The organism is Streptococcus sp. (genome assembly GCF_032481935.1).
Classification (GTDB): Bacteria; Bacillota; Bacilli; order Lactobacillales; family Streptococcaceae; genus Streptococcus.
Map to the genome: position 1 here is coordinate 1 of NZ_JAWERU010000004.1, position 16,631 is coordinate 16,631.

The window sequence follows — 16,631 nt, forward strand, 5'->3', positions numbered from 1 at the left end:
CGAATTTTCATCGCTCTGAATATAAAAATGGAGAGGACAACGATTGTCCTCTCCAGATGTTAGCTTTTATTCAACCCACTACAGTTGACAAAGAGCCCTTTTTTCTGTGTTAGCCTTGTCTTTGAATATAGAACATTGATACTAAAGAAAGAAAAATAACTCCAAGACCGATAATTAAAAAGGAACCTAAATGAACACTTGGTAGAAAGGTCATTAACCCCTTCGCAATCGGCATAAAGAGAATGGCCAGTGTAAAAATGGTACTCAATACCCTCCCCAGATAGTCTCCGTCAACCTTGGTCTGTACTTGTGTAAAGAAGTGAATATTAAAAATTGTCATAAAGAGTTCACAAACTAGATTTCCTGAAAAAGTGAGAAAATTAGGTAGTGGCAATCCCATCATGAAAACTCCTACTCCTGTGAGGATTATTAAGAACAAAAGTGTATTCATACTGGATTTAAATTTATTTGCAATCAATGCTCCGATGATTGAGCCAATTGCACCCATGGTTAAGATAGTTGCATAGGCTCCTTCTACACCATAGAGTTTATTTGAAAAAGGGAGCAAAAACTCAAAAGCTGCAAAAAAGAAATTCACACTGGAAGCCACTAACAAGAGAAAGAAAATTTCTTTTTGATGCCAGATATAGTGCAAGCCATCTTTGATGTCCGCAAAAATATCTTTCCCTGTAAAACTCTTCTGCTCTTGAACCTTTGGTTCTTCTTTGGGAAGTAAAGCCACTAGGGCAAAAGCGATGAAAAAGGTCAAAGCATCTAGTAAGAGCGTCAGATGAAGACTTGCAAATTGTAAAACAAGGAAAGAAAGCACCGGAGAACTGACTCCTACAACCTGTAAAACTAACTCCAAGCGAGAGTTATAGGTCACTATCTCGTCCTTTGCTACCACCTCTGTGATAATAGCTTTATTGGCAGGCCGAGAAAAAGCAAAGGCAATGGCCTGGACAATATTAGCAAAGATCAAAGCTCCAATCATCCAGCTATCGTTCCTTATAAAAGAAATGGCCAGACAGAGAATCCCACAAACCAAGTCTGTTGTCATCAAAATCTTACGACGCGAAAAACGGTCTGAAATCACTCCACCAAAGGGATTGACTAGAATGGAGGTAACGAGTTCAGATATCTGATAAATCCCTAGCACGGTTTGCCCAATCGTTCCCATCGATGCCAACCAAACACTATTTCCATAATCATAGAGCATATTTCCTAGTTTGTTAATAGCTCCACGACTAATCAACTGTACTGCATATCGATTCATAAAAACTCCTCTCAAATTTTGAAACTATTGTATCAAAACTTGAAGGAGTTTCTTATTTTTCCCGTATTTGGGAAATTAATCTTTTACAAATTTATCATAATGTTCCTGATAGTAAGCTACTTGCTCCGGAAGACCTAGCACATCAAAAATATGCATGGCTTCCTGCATTTGTTTACAACCTTCTTCTTTTTGACCCTTCTGATAAAGAGCAAATCCTTTAAGAAAGTGGAAAACATTACGCTCATAGAGTTTGATGCTCTTACCTATAATCTTCTCTATATAAGCTTCAAAGTAGCTGGCATTTTCAAAAGCAAGATGTTCTAAACAATGCTGGTAACAATTAAGAGCTAAAATCAAGACCAGTTTTCGATGGCGACCAATTTCTTTGTAGAAATCTTCACGCTCCATCACTTCTCTACCAAGGCGAGCAACATAGTCCACATCATAAAAGCTATAGAGATTGCCAAAGAGAATCAACTCATACATGGTCCATTCGTCTGTTTGAAAAAGATAATCCGCCACCTTATCCAGATCTGCTTGCTTCATAGTGAAGCTAGCATCTCTTTGACAAATCAGACCTTGTAACAAAATCCAGTTCAGCTCAAAATAGAGGGGATTTGTTGAACTCTTAGCTTTTTCAAGTTGTTCTTCTTGAAGTTTTTGAAAACCTGCAATATCATTTGAGTAGTAAAGCGGAATAATCTGAGCCATCAAGCCGACATGCTCATGATGTTGAAAATTTCTAGTCTTATCCATAAAATTCTCAATCGTCACGTGAATATTATCTAATATTTCAAAGAAACGAGATGCAGCCAGATCCGACTCCCCCAATTCAAAGCGGGATAATTGGGAGGTCGAACAGGCCTCTCCTGCAGCTTCTTTTAGAGAGTAATTTTTACTGATTCGAAATTCACGAAAAACTTTTCCAAGATTTTCCATCTTACACCTGCTCCGATAATTCTTCCCACTCAAGCATAGCTTCTTCCTGGCACTGACTAATCTTATCTAGTTCTGCTTGTAATTGCATGAGTTCATCTGCATCATTGGTGGTATGCATTTGTTCAGAGATAACTTGGGCTTGAGTTTCCAGCTCTTCGATTTCTGTCTCAAGACTTTCGATTTGTCTCATCAATTTACGAAGTTCTTTTTGACTTTCCTTTTGAGCTTGGTAGTCATTAACTGGAGAAGCCTCTTTTTCTTGGCTAACAGCTGCAGCTTCTTCCTCTTGACTAGCTACTAGCTCTGATTTTTTATCAACATAATAGTCATAATCACCTAGATAAAGGGTTGATCCATTCTCAGATAATTCCAACACATGAGTGGCTACACGGTTGATGAAATAACGGTCGTGGCTGACAAAGAGAAGAGTTCCATCAAAGTCAATCAATGCATTTTCCAGAACTTCCTTGCTATCAATGTCCAAGTGGTTGGTCGGCTCATCCAGAATCAAAAAGTTGTTGTTTTCCATAGACAATTTTGCTAAAAGCAAACGAGCTTTCTCGCCACCTGAGAGCATTCCAACTGATTTTTTAACATCGTCACCAGAAAAAAGGAAGGCACCTAGGCGATTACGGATTTCAACTTCTGGCGTCAATTTAAAATCATTCCAGAGTTCGTCTAAGACTGTACTGCTCGGTGTTAACTTACTTTGAGTTTGGTCATAATAACCAACCTCAACATTAGCACCAAAGCGCTTTTCACCCTTGATAAAGGGAATCTGGTCCACAATAGACTTAATAAAGGTTGACTTACCAATGCCATTTGGACCAACAATGGCAATAGCGTTCATCTTACGAAGATCAAGGTTGATGGGTTCTGATAAAATTTCACCATCATAGCCAATGGCAGCATTCTCCACCGTCAAAACGACATTACCAGATACTCTATCAGAATGGAAGGTCATATTAGCTGACTTTTTACCAGCATCTGGCTTGCCCAAGCGCTCCATTTTCTCCAGTTGCTTGCGTCGAGATTGAGCACGTTTGGTTGTCGATGCTCGAACAAGATTTCGGTTAACAAAGTCTTCTAAGGCAGCAATTTCTTTCTGTTGTTTTTCGTAGTTTTTTGCCTCAGTTGCGAGCTTCTGCTCCTTCTGCTCCACAAAGCTCGAGTAGTTTCCTACATATCTGTCCAAAGAATGTTTTGTTAAGTCGAGTGTTATGGTCGCAACCTTATCGAGGAAATAACGGTCATGGCTGACGATAATCAAGGCACCACTGTAGTTGACCAAATAGTTTTCTAACCAGGCAATCGTTTCAATATCTAAGTGGTTAGTCGGCTCGTCCAAGACCAAGAGATTAGGCTTTTCAAGGAGCATTTTGGCTAGTGCTAGACGAGTATTTTGACCACCAGATAACTCTGCAATTTTCATCTGCCACATAGACTCGTCAAACTTGAAGCCATTTAAGATAGCACGAATATCGGCTTCATAGGTAAATCCTCCAGCCTGACGAAAATTTTCTGATAGGCGATCATAGTCAGACATGAGTTTATCTAGTTCTGCTCCAGTCTTTTCCCCCATCTCCAACTCCATCTGGCGAAGTTGTCTTTCAGTACGACGCAAGTCATCAAATACATGTAGCATTTCATCGTAAATGGTGTTCTCAGACTCAAAACGGCTATCCTGTGCTAGATATGAGAGAGAAATATCTTTTTTCTTATTGATTTCACCCGTGGTTGGCTCCTCTTCTCCAACCAATATCTTGAGCAAAGTAGACTTCCCAGCACCATTTTTTCCAACGAGGGCAATACGGTCTCTTTCATCTACTTGTAGGTTTATATTATCAAAAAGAACCTCTCCTGCAAAAGAACGTTCAATTTTATTAGCTTGTAAAATAATCATACAGTTAGTATAGCATGTTTCGGTAAGCCGTTCAAGACTTGTGGTTTAGGTACATTTCATAACTTTTTCAGAAACTCATGCTAACGTTTTACTAAAACTTCAAATCGTGATATAATGTAAGCGATTAGATTATATATTAAAGGAGATTTCCTATGGCTTACCAAGAAAACTACCAAAAATGGCTTGATTTCGCAGAACTTCCAGATTACCTTCGTCAAGATTTGGAAAACATGGACGAGAAAACTAAAGAAGACGCATTCTATACCAATCTTGAGTTTGGTACTGCAGGTATGCGTGGACTGATCGGTGCTGGTACTAACCGCATTAACATCTACGTTGTTCGTCAAGCAACTGAAGGTTTGGCTCGTTTGATTGAGTCAAAAGGTGGAAACGAAAAAGAACGTGGTGTAGCCATCGCTTATGATAGCCGTCACTTCTCTCCAGAATTTGCCTTTGAATCTGCAGCAGTTCTTGCTAAACACGGTATTAAATCTTATGTTTTTGAAAGTCTCCGTCCAACACCAGAACTTTCATTTGCCGTTCGTCACCTCAACTGCTTCGCAGGTATCATGATTACTGCTAGCCACAATCCTGCTCCATTCAATGGTTACAAGGTTTACGGAGAAGACGGTGGTCAAATGCCTCCACACGATGCTGATGCTTTGACAACTTACATCCGTGCTATCGAAAATCCATTTGCTGTTGAAGTTGCTGATGTAGAAGCTGAAAAAGCTTCTGGCTTGATTGAAGTTATCGGAGAAGCTGTCGACACTGAATACCTCAAAGAAGTTAAAGATGTGAACATCAACCCAGCTTTGATTGAAGAGTTTGGTAAAGACATGAAGATTGTCTACACTCCTCTTCACGGTACTGGTGAAATGTTGGCTCGTCGTGCTCTTGCTCAAGCAGGATTTGACTCTGTTCAAGTCGTTGAAGCTCAAGCAACTCCAGACCCAGACTTCTCAACTGTTAAATCTCCAAACCCAGAAAGTCAAGCAGCCTTTGCTCTTGCAGAAGAACTTGGTCGCCAAGTAGGAGCTGATGTTCTTGTTGCAACTGACCCTGACGCTGACCGTGTCGGTGTTGAAGTCCTTCAAAAAGACGGTAGCTACCTCAACCTTTCAGGAAACCAAATCGGTGCCATCATGGCTAAGTACATCTTGGAAGCTCACAAAAATGCTGGGACACTTCCAGAGAATGCAGCTCTTTGCAAATCTATCGTATCAACTGACTTGGTAACTAAGATTGCTGAAAGCTACGGCGCAACTATGTTCAACGTCTTGACTGGTTTCAAATTTATCGCTGAAAAAATCCAAGAATTCGAAGAAAAACACAATCACACTTACATGATGGGATTTGAAGAAAGCTTCGGTTACTTAATTAAACCATTCGTGCGTGATAAAGACGCTATCCAAGCTGTTCTTGTTGTTGCTGAACTTGCAGCTTACTATCGTTCACGTGGTTTGACTCTTGCCGATGGTATCGAAGAAATCTACAAAGAGTACGGCTACTATGCTGAAAAGACAATCTCTGTTACCCTCTCTGGTGTTGACGGTGCTGAACAAATCAAAGCAATTATGGCTAAATTCCGCAACAATGCACCAAAAGAATGGAATGCAACAACTATCACTGTCGTTGAAGACTTTAAAGCACAAACATCTACTGCCGCTGATGGAACAGTTACAGCTTTAACTACTCCTCCAAGTGATGTGTTGAAATACACACTTGCAGATGGATCATGGATTGCAGTTCGCCCTTCAGGTACTGAACCAAAAATCAAGTTCTACATTGCAGTTGTTGGTGAAAGTAACGAAGATTCACAAGCTAAGATTGCTAACATCGAAGCTGAAATCAATGCCTTTGTAAAATAAAAAACTATTTAAAGGTCGGGAAAAATCCTGACCTTTATTTTTGATGTTAAAGTAAAAGCTGAATGTAATTTATGTCTTCTTCTATCTCTTTTAACCTGAACTATAGTTTCTATATCTTTAAGGATACAAGAATATAGGACTAGAGAATCAGACTTAATCTACTGATTTCTGCACCACCATCTATTCGCGTATCAAAACTGAGCAATTTTAGAAACTTTATGGCATACTAGACATATCAATGAAAGCGAGGTAATCTCATGGAACAATTTTTAGAAAACATCAAAGATCTTGAAGTTACAACTGTTGCTCGTGCTCAAGAAGCGCTCGACAAGCAAGAAACAGCAACTTTCTTTATCGGACGCAAAACTTGTCCATATTGCCGTAAATTTGCTGGCACATTGGCTGGTGTTGTAGCTGAAACTAAAGCTCACATCTATTTCATTAATAGTGAAGAACCAAGCCAACTTGAAGCTTTGCAAGACTTCCGTTCACGCTACGAAATCCCTACTGTACCAGGCTTCGTTCATATTTCAAATGGTCAAATCAAGGTTCGTTGTGACTCTTCAATGTCTGCTCAAGAAATCAAGGATTTCGCTGGATTGTAAAAAACCACTCTTCGAGTGGTTTTTGTATGGCCAAAACTATTTTTTTCAAGTAAATCTTGTATCATCCTGTGCAGTTCTTCTATCTTTTCTGATTGTTTCTCTACTAATATTCTTTGAGTTATTAATTCGTCTTGGAGTTTATCAAGTTTTTTCTGCTCATCTGGATTATCCTTTACGAAAAAGTTTGTCAAGGCACTTGTTAACATTCCTATTGTTCCAATTCCAACTAGCATCAATAATACAGCTAGCCATTTCCCAAATAGGCTACTTGGAACAATATCCCCATATCCAACCGTTGTAACAGTAACAAGTGACCACCATACACTATCAGAAAATGTCTTCTCTTCAACAACTGATAAGATTGAACTACCAACTAGAACAATAAAAAAATTGACATACAGAATGTAAATTAATCCATTTGTTCTTAGAAAAATTTTTAGCTTTTTCTCTAATTTGCCAGTAAGACCTATAATTCTTAATAACCGACTTAGTTTTACTAACTTTGTTAAGCGTGCAAGACGGAAGATCCTCCCCAAACGAAAAACTGTAAAAATAGCATTCAAAGGCAGAATTGCAAGCAAGTCAAAAATGTTGTTTATAATAAATGACCATTTACTTTTGGAAATACTAAATCTCCAAATATAATCAACAAGAAATACAAGCCATAGGACTAAGTCTATAATACTGTATGGAGGATTCTCAAGATCAATTAAATCCGTAAAGCTAAATATTACTAAAACAACGGATATTAAAGCTAATATTATAATGCTAGTATCATAATACTCCTTCAACTTCCACTTATTCTGCAATTTGAAAACTCCTTATACTACCAAATAGTTCAATAGAAACTTTAATAAACATCTCTACGATGACCTACTTCCAGAGTAGAGACTATCAGTTCATCATCTACAATTTGCACAATAACTCGATAATTACCAATCCGGTACCTCCATTGACCACCTCGATTCCCCACCAAAGCTTTCCCATGCCGTCTTGGATCCTCTAAAACGTTATTTTCTAGATACTTTGTAATTAATATTTGGGTATAACGATCTAATTTCTTTAGTTGTTTAATAAATCGTCTTGTTGGAACTAGCTTATACAAGTTAATCTTCCTCCAGACCTAGATCATGCATCATTTCTTCCCAAGTAATGGGTTTAAGCCCTTTTTCCAAATCTTCTAGATACTCTTGATAAGCTAAATCTGCTACACGCGCATCATATTCATCCTCTAAAGCATCTAAAGTTTTTGTCCGTATCAACTCTGATAGAGAAACTCCTTCAAACTTAGCCATTGCTTTCATAAATGTTTTATCTGCTTCGGAAACTTTTAATGTAATAGTCGTCATGCTTCTTCTCCTATAACTATTGGTAATACCATTGTATTACTTTTTAAGAGCTCAGTCAAGATAAAAAGAACACCTCTCGGCGTTCCTTGCTATATCTCCGTCAATGGTGTTGCTGTGTCTGGTGAAGTATCGTAAACTTGAAAGTCTACTCCAACTCCAAGATCTGCTTGAGCTAACTGATTGACCATGGTCATGTGGGCCAGTTCCTTGATATTATTCTCCTTAGACAAATGGCCTAGGTAAATCTTCTTGGTACGATTACCTAGTGTGCGAATCATGGCGTCTGCTCCATCTTCATTTGAGAGGTGACCAAGGTCAGACAAGATACGCTGTTTAAGTCGCCAAGCATAAGATCCAGCTCGCAGGATTTCAACATCATGATTTGACTCAATCAGGTAGCCATCTGCATTCTCGACAATGCCAGCCATCCGGTCACTAACATAGCCTGTATCCGTCAGCATAACAAAGCTCTTGTCATCCTTCATAAAACGATAAAACTGTGGCGCGACTGCATCATGACTCACACCGAAACTCTCGATATCGATGTCACCAAAGGTTTTGGTTTTTCCCATCTCGAAAATATGCTTTTGAGATGAGTCAACCTTACCGAGATACTTACTATTTTCCATAGCCTGCCAAGTTTTCTCATTGGCATAAAGATCCATGCCGTACTTACGAGCCAGAACGCCCACACCGTGGATATGATCTGAATGCTCATGGGTTATCAAGATAGCGTCCAAATCCTCTGGTTTGCGATTGATTTCACTCAAGAGGCTTGTAATTTTTTTGCCTGATAGTCCTGCATCCACTAAAATTTTCTTTTTTGGTGTTTCCAAGTAAAATGAATTTCCACTGGAACCCGATGCTAAAATACTGTATTTAAAACCGATATCACTCATTCTAGTCTTCTAGTTCATCCTCCCAAATCTCTTCTTTCACGGCATCCTTATCGTATGGAAGTACGATAGTGAAGGTAGATCCCTTGCCATATTCACTCTTAGCCCAGATAAATCCATTATGTTGTTTGACGATTTCTTTAGCAATAGCAAGTCCTAGACCAGTACCACCTTGAGCACGACTTCTTGCCTTGTCAACACGATAAAAACGGTCAAAAATCTTTGGTAAATCTTCTTTAGGAATCCCAAGCCCTTGGTCCGAAATTGATAAAATCATCTGATCATCTGTAGTCTTCATGCTTACAGTGATTTTTCCACCATCTGGTGAATACTTGATAGCGTTATTCAGGATATTGTCAATCACCTGGGTCATCTTATCTGTATCAATCTCAATCCAAACAGAGTTAATCGGATAATCTCTCACCAACTCGTACTTCTTCTCCTCATCTTGACTTTTCATTTTATCAAAACGATTGAGAATAAAGGTGATAAATGCCGTAAAGTTAATCAACTCGACATCCAAGTGACTGGTCTCATTGTCAATCCGTGAGAGGTGCAAGAGGTCCGTCACCATCCGCATCATACGATTGGTTTCATCCAGAGAAACCTTGATAAAATCTGGAGCAACTGGTTCTGTTAGGGCTCCTTCGTCCAAGGCCTCAAGATAGGATTTTACACTGGTCAAAGGTGTACGCAACTCATGACTAACGTTCGAAACAAAAAGCCTTCTCTCTCGTTCTTCCTTCTCTTGTTCAGTCGTATCATGTAGAACTGCTACTAAACCAGAGATAAAGCCAGACTCTCTACGAATCAAGGCAAAACGCACGCGCAAGCTGATGTACTCCCCATTCACATTTTGCGAATAAATCATCAATTCAGGACTTTGGGTAATGAGATCTCTCAGCTCATACTCTTCTTCAATCTTGAGTAACTCTAAGATATTTTGATTAAGAGCATCATCCCTTTCAACTCCAAGTTGTCTCTTAGCCATATCATTAATCATGATAATCTGACCACGACGATTGGTCGCAAGTACTCCGTCTGTCATGTAGGACAAGATACTATGCAACCTTTTACTCTCTTGTTCCAGATTTTCTTGAGTCAAACGGATTACTTCTGACAAATCATTGAGATTGTTTGTGATATTGGTAATCTCTGAACTTCCCTGCATATCCAAAACCTGAGAATAATCACCAGCAATCAAATCCTTAACCTTCTGGTTTAATTGTCTAAGGCGAATATTATCGCGACGGCTCTCAAGCAGAAGAAAAGTCACCAGCAGAATAAAGCCAATTAGGATGAGGATATAGATAAAGTCACTCGTCAAAATTGTTTGTCTAATTACTTCAATCATTATTTCTCATATAATATCCTACTCCACGACGAGTTAGGATGTATTCAGGTCTACTTGGTGTGTCTTCAATCTTCTCGCGCAAACGTCTAATTGTTACATCAACTGTACGGACATCTCCAAAATAGTCATATCCCCAAACAGTTTCAAGAAGATGTTCTCGGGTAATAACTTGACCAAGATGAGAAGCTAAATGATGTAAGAGTTCGAATTCACGGTGGGTTAGGTCTAACTCTTCACCATATTTCTTAGCCACGTAGGCATCTGGTAAAATCTCCAAATCGCCAATCTGCAAACTTTGTAATTTCGTTTCAGGTTCTTGGTTATCAACTGAGACAATATCTGTACGACGGAGAAGAGCTTTAACACGGGCCTGTAGTTCACGATTTGAAAATGGCTTGGTTACATAGTCATCCGCTCCAAGTTCAAGCCCAATAACCTTATCAAACTCGCTGTCCTTTGCTGAAAGCATGATAATAGGAACACTACTTGTCTTACGAATAGTTTTTGCAACCTCAAGTCCATCAATCTCTGGAAGCATCAAATCCAAGATAATAATATCTGGTTGCTCAGCTTCAAATTGTTCAAGAGCTTCACGACCATTAAAAGCAGTTACAACTTCATAACCTTCCTTGGTCATATTAAATTTTATAATATCTGAAATGGGTTTTTCATCATCTACAATTAGTATTTTTTTCATTTAGTCACCTTTTTCCTTATCTCATTATACCAAAAAAATGTAAAGAAGACACGAAAGACCGATACTAGCAGCTTCTTTTCAAGTAGGCTTGCCAAATCTTTTGCTGAGGTTTAGCTAGGGGATAATTGATAAATTCTTCCGGACTTAACCAAAGGACTTCTCTATCTGCATATTCCTGTGTTTCAGTAACTCGGCCTGCAATTATCTGGATATGCCATTTACGATGGCTAAAAATGTGCTTGACCTCTTCAAATCGTAGATCTTGCCAATCAACTTCAAGATCATAGTCCTGTTCAAAACTCTCCTGTGGAGATGGTCCCAGTTCTAGAATTGGCTCCGCTACTTGACTAAAAAGGTCCAAGTCCTGAGTCTGGTCTGAGAATTCATCAACTTCAATCAAGGGAAAATGCCAAAATCCAGCCAAGAGTTTTTCACTCTCATTCTTCTCTAATAGAAACTGCCCCTGATTATTTTGCACTACAAGAGCCTTTAGATAAATAGGGATTGGCTTTTTCTTGGGAGCCTTAATGGGATAGCGATCCATGGTCCCATGTTGGTAAGCAGCACTGAACTCCTTAACAGGACTCTCCTCCGGTCTTGGATTAACAGGAGCCTCAATATCTGAACCTAAATCCATCAAAGCCTGATTGAAATCACCTGGACGATCAGGATCTATCAGAACTTCCATCATCGCTTGAAATATTTTTCGATTGCTAGGATTTCCAATATCATGATTGACTTCAAACAAACGTGCCAAAACACGCATGACATTGCCGTCTACTGCAGGTTGTGAAAGGTTAAAGGCAATACTAGAGATTGCACCAGCTGTATAAGGACCAATCCCTTTTAAGCTTGAAATGCCTTCATAAGTTGACGGAAATTCTCCTTGAAAGTCGGACATGATTTGTCGCGCAGCTGTTTGCATATTGCGAACACGAGAATAATAGCCAAGTCCTTCCCAGGCTTTTAATAAGCGCTCCTCAGGAGCATTTGATAAGCTTTCTACAGTCGGAAACCAGTCTAAAAAACGTTCATAATAGGGAATGACGGTATCAACTCGAGTCTGCTGCAACATAATTTCAGATACCCAGATATGATAAGGATCCTTACTCCGTCTCCAAGGTAAATCCCGCTTATTTTCGTCATACCAGGCTAATAGTTTTTGACGGAAAGAGAGAATCTTGTCCTCTTCCCACATGGTCACACCATATTTCTCCAAATCTAACATATTTCTAGTATAGCATAACCTTTTAGGATACTCAAAAAATCAAGACAGGGCTTGTTAAAACACTCTCTTAAACTCTATTAGAAAACTAGCAATTTAGTCTTTACAAACCAGCTGCTTCTATCATTTTCCCTACTTTTTTGATATAATAAATTTAATGATTCTTCAAAGGAGGCATCTATGCGTTTTAATCAATTCAGTTACTATCCTGTAAGCCAGCAAGAAGCTTTACAGGAATTATCCAGCCTTGGATTCAAGTTTGACCAATCAAATTCTACGAAAGAACTGTTTGAAGCTTTTGTTAGAACTTGTTTTTTCAATTACAAAAATACAGATTATCCCCTCTCAACTTTAGCGGTTGATAAAGAAACTGATCTGCTCACTTTCTTCAATTCTGATCGTGAATTAACTGCAGAAATTTTCTATACTGTTGCCTTTCAGTTGCTTGGTTTCAGTTACTTGACAGACTTTGAAAATGGTCTTGTTTTTCACAAAGAAGCGGCATTCCCTATTGTATACGGAGATTTGATTGACAATCTCTATCAACTCCTTAACACGCGCACTAAAAAGGGAAATACCTTGATCGATCAATTGGTTAGCGACGGTCTTATCCCTGAGAACAATGATTACCACTACTTCAATGGTAAGAGCTTGGCAACCTTCTCTGCAAACAATGCTATTCGGGAAGTTGTTTATGTAGAGAGTCGTATTGATTCTGATAATGATGGACTGCCAGATCTTATCAAGATAAATATTATCCGTCCATCTTATCATGGCAAAATTCCAGCTGTTATGACGGCAAGTCCTTACCATCAAGGAACCAATGATAAGGCAAGCGATAAAGCTCTTTACAAAATGGAAGCTAAGCTAGAAGTCAAGGAACCGCATGAAATTTCTCTAGAAAAACCAACATTAGACTTGGTTGAACCTGTTGGAGAAGCTGAATTCGTTCCAGAAGCTGAAGAAAAACTCACTCATATCAATAGCAGCTACACACTTAACGACTACTTCCTTCCAAGAGGATTTGCCAATATCTACGTATCTGGTCTTGGAACCAAGGATTCTCAAGGTCAAATGACCAACGGAGATTACCGACAAGTTGAAGCCTATAAAAATGTTATTGATTGGCTCAATGGTCGTTGTCGTGCCTTCACAGACCATAGTCGTAAACGTCAGGTCAAGGCTGACTGGTCAAATGGAAAAGTTGCCACTACTGGTCTTTCTTATCTAGGAACAATGTCTAATGGTCTTGCAACTACAGGAGTTGATGGTTTAGAAGTCATTATTGCTGAAGCCGGTATTTCTTCTTGGTACAACTATTACCGTGAAAATGGTCTTGTGACAAGCCCAGGTGGCTATCCAGGGGAGGACTTCGATTCATTAGATGAATTAACTTATTCTCGTAATCTCTTAGCTGGTGACTATATCCGTGGAAACGAGGCTCATAAAGATTCTATAGAAGAACTCAAGAAAAATCTAGACCGTAAAACTGGGGATTATAACCAATTTTGGCATGACAGAAACTACCTACTCAATGCTGAAAAAATTAAGGCTGAAGTTGTCTTTACCCACGGTTCACAAGACTGGAATGTAAAACCACTTCATGTCTATCAAATGTTCAATGCTCTTCCAAGCAATATTAAGAAACATCTCTTTTATCATAACGGTGCCCATGTTTATATGAACAACTGGCAGTCAATTGATTTCCGTGAATCCATGAATGCCCTTTTGACACAGAAATTATTGGGTCAAAACACTGACTACCAACTACCAAGAGTCGTTTGGCAAGACAATACTGCTCCTCAAACATGGCATAAACTTGATGACTTTGGAAATCAAACCAACCACAAAACTTTCACATTAGGTACTGAAGAAGCTGTCATTCAAAACCACTACCAAGATTCTGACTTCGAACGTTTTGGAAAAACCTACCAAACCTTTAATAATGAACTCTATCAAGGAAAAGTCAATCAGGTTACCATAGACCTGCAAGTGACAGAAGACCTTCATCTTAATGGGCGTGTTAAACTGAACCTTCGTCTCAAGTCAAGTACAAACAAAGGCTTACTTTCTGCTCAACTTCTCGAACTTGGTCAAAAGAAATACTTACAACCATATCCAGGAGTTTTGGCTGCTCGTACTATTGATAATGGTCGTTACCATATGCTGGAAAACCTTTGTGAACTACCATATTGTCCAAATGCCCAGCGTGTTATTACCAAAGGCTACCTCAATCTCCAAAATCGTCATGATTTATTGAAAATTGAAGAAGTTAAGCCAGATGAATGGATGGAATTCCAATTTGAACTCCAACCAACTATTTACAAACTAAAAGAAGGCGATACAGTACGTCTCGTTCTTTACACAACAGACTTTGAGATTACTGTACGTGACAATACAGACTATCACTTGACTGTCGACCTTGCACAGTCTAGTCTTGAGATTCCTTTTCAAAGGGAGGTAACTGTAGATGAACAAAGCCGAACAAAGACACCAGCTCATCCGAGCCCTAATCACTAAACAAAAAATTCATACCCAAACTGAATTACAAGAACTACTGATTGAAAACGGAGTACAGGTCACACAAGCAACACTTTCAAGAGACATTAACCTGATGAATCTTTCTAAGATTCGTGAAGGTGAACACTCCTATTATTCAATCAACACTGGCTCTACATCCAAGTGGGAAAAACGGCTAGAAGTTTATATGGAGGAAGCCCTCTACATGATGCAACCCGTCCAACACCAAGTTGTTATCAAAACCTATCCAGGTTTGGCACAATCCTTCGGATCTATCTTGGATGCCCTAAACTTCCCTGAAATAGTCGCTACTATCTGTGGAAATGATGTCTGTTTGGTTATCTGCGAGGATAAGGAGCAAGCTCAATCTTGCTTTGAACGCCTCAAACAATTTGCACCACCTCTATTTTTTGATCGGTAACAAAAACCCGTGATGGCTTTCATCACGGGTTAATTTTATGATTTGCTATTTTCAGCTTGCTTTTTAGTTCTTGCAAGTCTCAAAGCTCTATTTGGATTGAGACGATTAAACAGTTCTTCTAACTTCTTCTCATTCCAGACATCTGCTGCAGAAACAAAATTTCCATCAGCATCACGGAAAGATATCGGTTTATCTCCCATAGCTATCTCCTAGTCCACAAATTCAAACTCAAACTTACCGATACGAACCAAATCTCCATCCTTGGCGCCACGGGCACGGAGAGCTTCATCAACTCCCATACCTCGCAACTGACGAGCAAATTTCATGACAGACTCATCACGATCAAAGTTAGTCATGTTAAAGAGTTTAATGAGTTTTTCACCTGAAAGTACCCAAGTTGCATCATCATCACGACTAATTTCAAATGGTTTTTCTTCTTCGTCAAAGCCATAATAAACTTCTTCTTCCATTTCTGACTCGTCATAAAGAAGGAATTCTGGCGTCTTATCAAGCAGCTCTGCTGTTGCATCCAATAAAGGTGCCAAACCTTGTTTGGTCAAACCTGAAATTGGGAAGATGGCTGGAAGATCCTCAAATTCATCAAAGTTAGTTGCCAATTTTTTCTTGAATTCTTCAAGGTTTTCCTGACTCTCTGGCATATCCATCTTATTAGCAACAATAATTTGTGGACGCTCCATCAGACGAAGGTTGTAAGATTCCAACTCTTTGTTAATAGCTAGATAATCTTCGTAAGGATCGCGACCTTCACTGGCTGACATATCGATGATGTGAAGGATAACGCGAGTACGCTCAATATGGCGAAGGAACTGAGTTCCCAAGCCCACGCCTTGACTAGCACCTTCAATCAATCCAGGTAGGTCTGCCACTGCAAAGGACTCACCTGATTGAGTACGTACCATACCAAGATTAGGAACGATTGTTGTAAAGTGGTAGGCACCAATTTTAGGTTTTGCAGAGGTAATCACACTGAGTAGAGTTGATTTACCAACTGAAGGGAAGCCAACCAAACCAACATCCGCAAGGATTTTAAGTTCTAACTGTAACTCACGTTCCTGACCTGGTTCTCCATTTTCTGAGATTTCTGGCGCAGGATTTTTTGGTGTTGCAAAACGGATATTTCCACGGCCACCTCGACCACCGTGAGCAACGATAAACTCTTGGCCGTGCTCAATCAAGTCAGTGATAACTTTTCCAGTTTCTGCATCACGTACAGTTGTACCTTGAGGCACTCGAACAATCAAGTCTTCTGCTCCCCTACCATGCATTCCTTTGGTCATCCCTTTTTCACCCGATTGGGCTTTGAAATGACGATTGTAACGGAAGTCCATTAGGGTACGTAAACCTTCATCCACAACAAAGACAACGTTACCACCACGGCCTCCATCACCTCCCCATGGACCGCCATTAGGGACGTATTTTTCACGGCGAAAGGCAACCATCCCATCGCCACCATTTCCAGCCTTAACCTTGATCTTGGCTGTATCTAAAAACATACTCATATTCTTTTCTCACTCTAAAAAGGGCTGGGAAATCCCAGTCACCAACTATTACTAC

16 protein-coding genes are annotated in these 16,631 nt (G+C 39.4%); 4 read left to right on the forward strand and 12 right to left on the reverse strand.

All coding sequences use genetic code 11. The features are described from left to right. Nucleotides 1–109 precede the first annotated feature (109 nt). The 3 genes from E7C97_RS01040 to E7C97_RS01050 form a co-directional block, all read right to left on the reverse strand. A complete protein-coding gene (locus E7C97_RS01040) occupies nt 110–1,276 on the reverse strand; it encodes an MFS transporter (RefSeq protein ID WP_316107730.1) in 1,167 nt (388 codons plus the stop codon). Between the two features lie 75 nt (nt 1,277–1,351). Further along, nucleotides 1,352–2,215 (reverse strand): XRE/MutR family transcriptional regulator, encoded by an 864-nt coding sequence (locus E7C97_RS01045; RefSeq protein WP_316107732.1) that lies wholly within the window; start codon nt 2,213–2,215, stop codon nt 1,352–1,354. A 1-nt stretch (nt 2,216) separates the two neighbouring features. Beyond that, entirely contained in the window at nt 2,217–4,118 is a 1,902-nt protein-coding gene (locus E7C97_RS01050; protein WP_316107734.1) for an ABC-F family ATP-binding cassette domain-containing protein, read from the reverse strand. A 152-nt stretch (nt 4,119–4,270) separates the two neighbouring features. Here E7C97_RS01050 and E7C97_RS01055 point away from each other — a divergent pair, with 152 nt between their 5' ends. Then, nucleotides 4,271–5,989 (forward strand): phospho-sugar mutase, encoded by a 1,719-nt coding sequence (locus tag E7C97_RS01055; protein WP_126419843.1) that lies wholly within the window; start codon nt 4,271–4,273, stop codon nt 5,987–5,989. A 257-nt stretch (nt 5,990–6,246) separates the two neighbouring features. Continuing rightward, nucleotides 6,247–6,594, forward strand: coding sequence for a thioredoxin (locus tag E7C97_RS01060; RefSeq protein ID WP_316107736.1), 348 nt, complete (start codon nt 6,247–6,249; stop codon nt 6,592–6,594). On the opposite strand, the gene E7C97_RS01065 is transcribed toward E7C97_RS01060, so the two are convergent. The 7 genes from E7C97_RS01065 to mutY all read right to left on the reverse strand — a co-directional run bounded on the left by E7C97_RS01065 (nt 6,564) and on the right by mutY (nt 12,118). Continuing rightward, nucleotides 6,564–7,403 (reverse strand): ion channel, encoded by an 840-nt coding sequence (locus E7C97_RS01065; protein WP_316107737.1) that lies wholly within the window; start codon nt 7,401–7,403, stop codon nt 6,564–6,566. The genes E7C97_RS01060 and E7C97_RS01065 overlap by 31 nt on opposite strands. Nucleotides 7,404–7,444: 41 nt before the next feature. Then, nucleotides 7,445–7,699: a type II toxin-antitoxin system RelE/ParE family toxin gene (locus tag E7C97_RS01070; RefSeq protein ID WP_316107739.1), complete on the reverse strand. Its 255-nt coding sequence runs from the start codon at nt 7,697–7,699 to the stop codon at nt 7,445–7,447. A gap of 1 nt (nt 7,700) precedes the next feature. Then, on the reverse strand, nt 7,701–7,943 hold the full coding sequence (gene relB, locus E7C97_RS01075; protein WP_316107740.1) for a type II toxin-antitoxin system RelB family antitoxin: 243 nt from the start codon (nt 7,941–7,943) through the stop codon (nt 7,701–7,703). A gap of 89 nt (nt 7,944–8,032) precedes the next feature. Beyond that, nucleotides 8,033–8,842, reverse strand: coding sequence for an MBL fold metallo-hydrolase (locus E7C97_RS01080; protein WP_045763287.1), 810 nt, complete (start codon nt 8,840–8,842; stop codon nt 8,033–8,035). A gap of 1 nt (nt 8,843) precedes the next feature. After that, nucleotides 8,844–10,193, reverse strand: coding sequence for a cell wall metabolism sensor histidine kinase VicK (gene vicK, locus E7C97_RS01085; RefSeq protein WP_316107744.1), 1,350 nt, complete (start codon nt 10,191–10,193; stop codon nt 8,844–8,846). Next, nucleotides 10,186–10,890, reverse strand: a complete 705-nt coding sequence (gene yycF / locus E7C97_RS01090; protein WP_000722070.1) for a response regulator YycF — start codon at nt 10,888–10,890, stop codon at nt 10,186–10,188. Before yycF ends, vicK begins: the two co-directional genes overlap by 8 nt. Nucleotides 10,891–10,954: 64 nt before the next feature. Next, nucleotides 10,955–12,118, reverse strand: coding sequence for an A/G-specific adenine glycosylase (mutY, locus tag E7C97_RS01095; protein WP_316107745.1), 1,164 nt, complete (start codon nt 12,116–12,118; stop codon nt 10,955–10,957). Between the two features lie 177 nt (nt 12,119–12,295). Here mutY and E7C97_RS01100 point away from each other — a divergent pair, with 177 nt between their 5' ends. Both E7C97_RS01100 and E7C97_RS01105 read left to right on the forward strand, forming a co-directional pair. Further along, on the forward strand, nt 12,296–14,635 hold the full coding sequence (locus E7C97_RS01100; RefSeq protein WP_316107746.1) for a Xaa-Pro dipeptidyl-peptidase: 2,340 nt from the start codon (nt 12,296–12,298) through the stop codon (nt 14,633–14,635). Further along, the gene (locus E7C97_RS01105) at nt 14,586–15,056 is read left to right on the forward strand and encodes an arginine repressor (RefSeq protein WP_001030117.1); all 471 of its coding nucleotides are present in this window, start codon (nt 14,586–14,588) and stop codon (nt 15,054–15,056) included. Before E7C97_RS01100 ends, E7C97_RS01105 begins: the two co-directional genes overlap by 50 nt. Before the next feature lie 35 nt (nt 15,057–15,091). On the opposite strand, the gene E7C97_RS01110 is transcribed toward E7C97_RS01105, so the two are convergent. Beyond that, nucleotides 15,092–15,256 (reverse strand): hypothetical protein, encoded by a 165-nt coding sequence (locus E7C97_RS01110; RefSeq protein WP_000502583.1) that lies wholly within the window; start codon nt 15,254–15,256, stop codon nt 15,092–15,094. A 9-nt stretch (nt 15,257–15,265) separates the two neighbouring features. After that, a complete protein-coding gene (gene obgE, locus E7C97_RS01115; protein WP_316107749.1) occupies nt 15,266–16,576 on the reverse strand; it encodes a GTPase ObgE in 1,311 nt (436 codons plus the stop codon). Nucleotides 16,577–16,631: the final 55 nt, after the last annotated feature.

Coding starts and splice junctions, on each gene's coding strand:
- E7C97_RS01045 (WP_316107732.1), bottom strand. CDS start 2,215: ATGGAAAATCTTGGAAAAGTTTTTCGTGAATTTCGAATCAGTAAAAAT.
- yycF (WP_000722070.1), bottom strand. CDS start 10,890: ATGAAAAAAATACTAATTGTAGATGATGAAAAACCCATTTCAGATATT.
- E7C97_RS01050 (WP_316107734.1), bottom strand. CDS start 4,118: ATGATTATTTTACAAGCTAATAAAATTGAACGTTCTTTTGCAGGAGAG.
- obgE (WP_316107749.1), bottom strand. CDS start 16,576: ATGAGTATGTTTTTAGATACAGCCAAGATCAAGGTTAAGGCTGGAAAT.
- mutY (WP_316107745.1), bottom strand. CDS start 12,118: ATGTTAGATTTGGAGAAATATGGTGTGACCATGTGGGAAGAGGACAAG.
- relB (WP_316107740.1), bottom strand. CDS start 7,943: ATGACGACTATTACATTAAAAGTTTCCGAAGCAGATAAAACATTTATG.
- E7C97_RS01040 (WP_316107730.1), bottom strand. CDS start 1,276: ATGAATCGATATGCAGTACAGTTGATTAGTCGTGGAGCTATTAACAAA.
- E7C97_RS01055 (WP_126419843.1), top strand. CDS start 4,271: ATGGCTTACCAAGAAAACTACCAAAAATGGCTTGATTTCGCAGAACTT.
- E7C97_RS01080 (WP_045763287.1), bottom strand. CDS start 8,842: ATGAGTGATATCGGTTTTAAATACAGTATTTTAGCATCGGGTTCCAGT.
- E7C97_RS01105 (WP_001030117.1), top strand. CDS start 14,586: ATGAACAAAGCCGAACAAAGACACCAGCTCATCCGAGCCCTAATCACT.
- E7C97_RS01060 (WP_316107736.1), top strand. CDS start 6,247: ATGGAACAATTTTTAGAAAACATCAAAGATCTTGAAGTTACAACTGTT.
- vicK (WP_316107744.1), bottom strand. CDS start 10,193: ATGATTGAAGTAATTAGACAAACAATTTTGACGAGTGACTTTATCTAT.
- E7C97_RS01110 (WP_000502583.1), bottom strand. CDS start 15,256: ATGGGAGATAAACCGATATCTTTCCGTGATGCTGATGGAAATTTTGTT.
- E7C97_RS01100 (WP_316107746.1), top strand. CDS start 12,296: ATGCGTTTTAATCAATTCAGTTACTATCCTGTAAGCCAGCAAGAAGCT.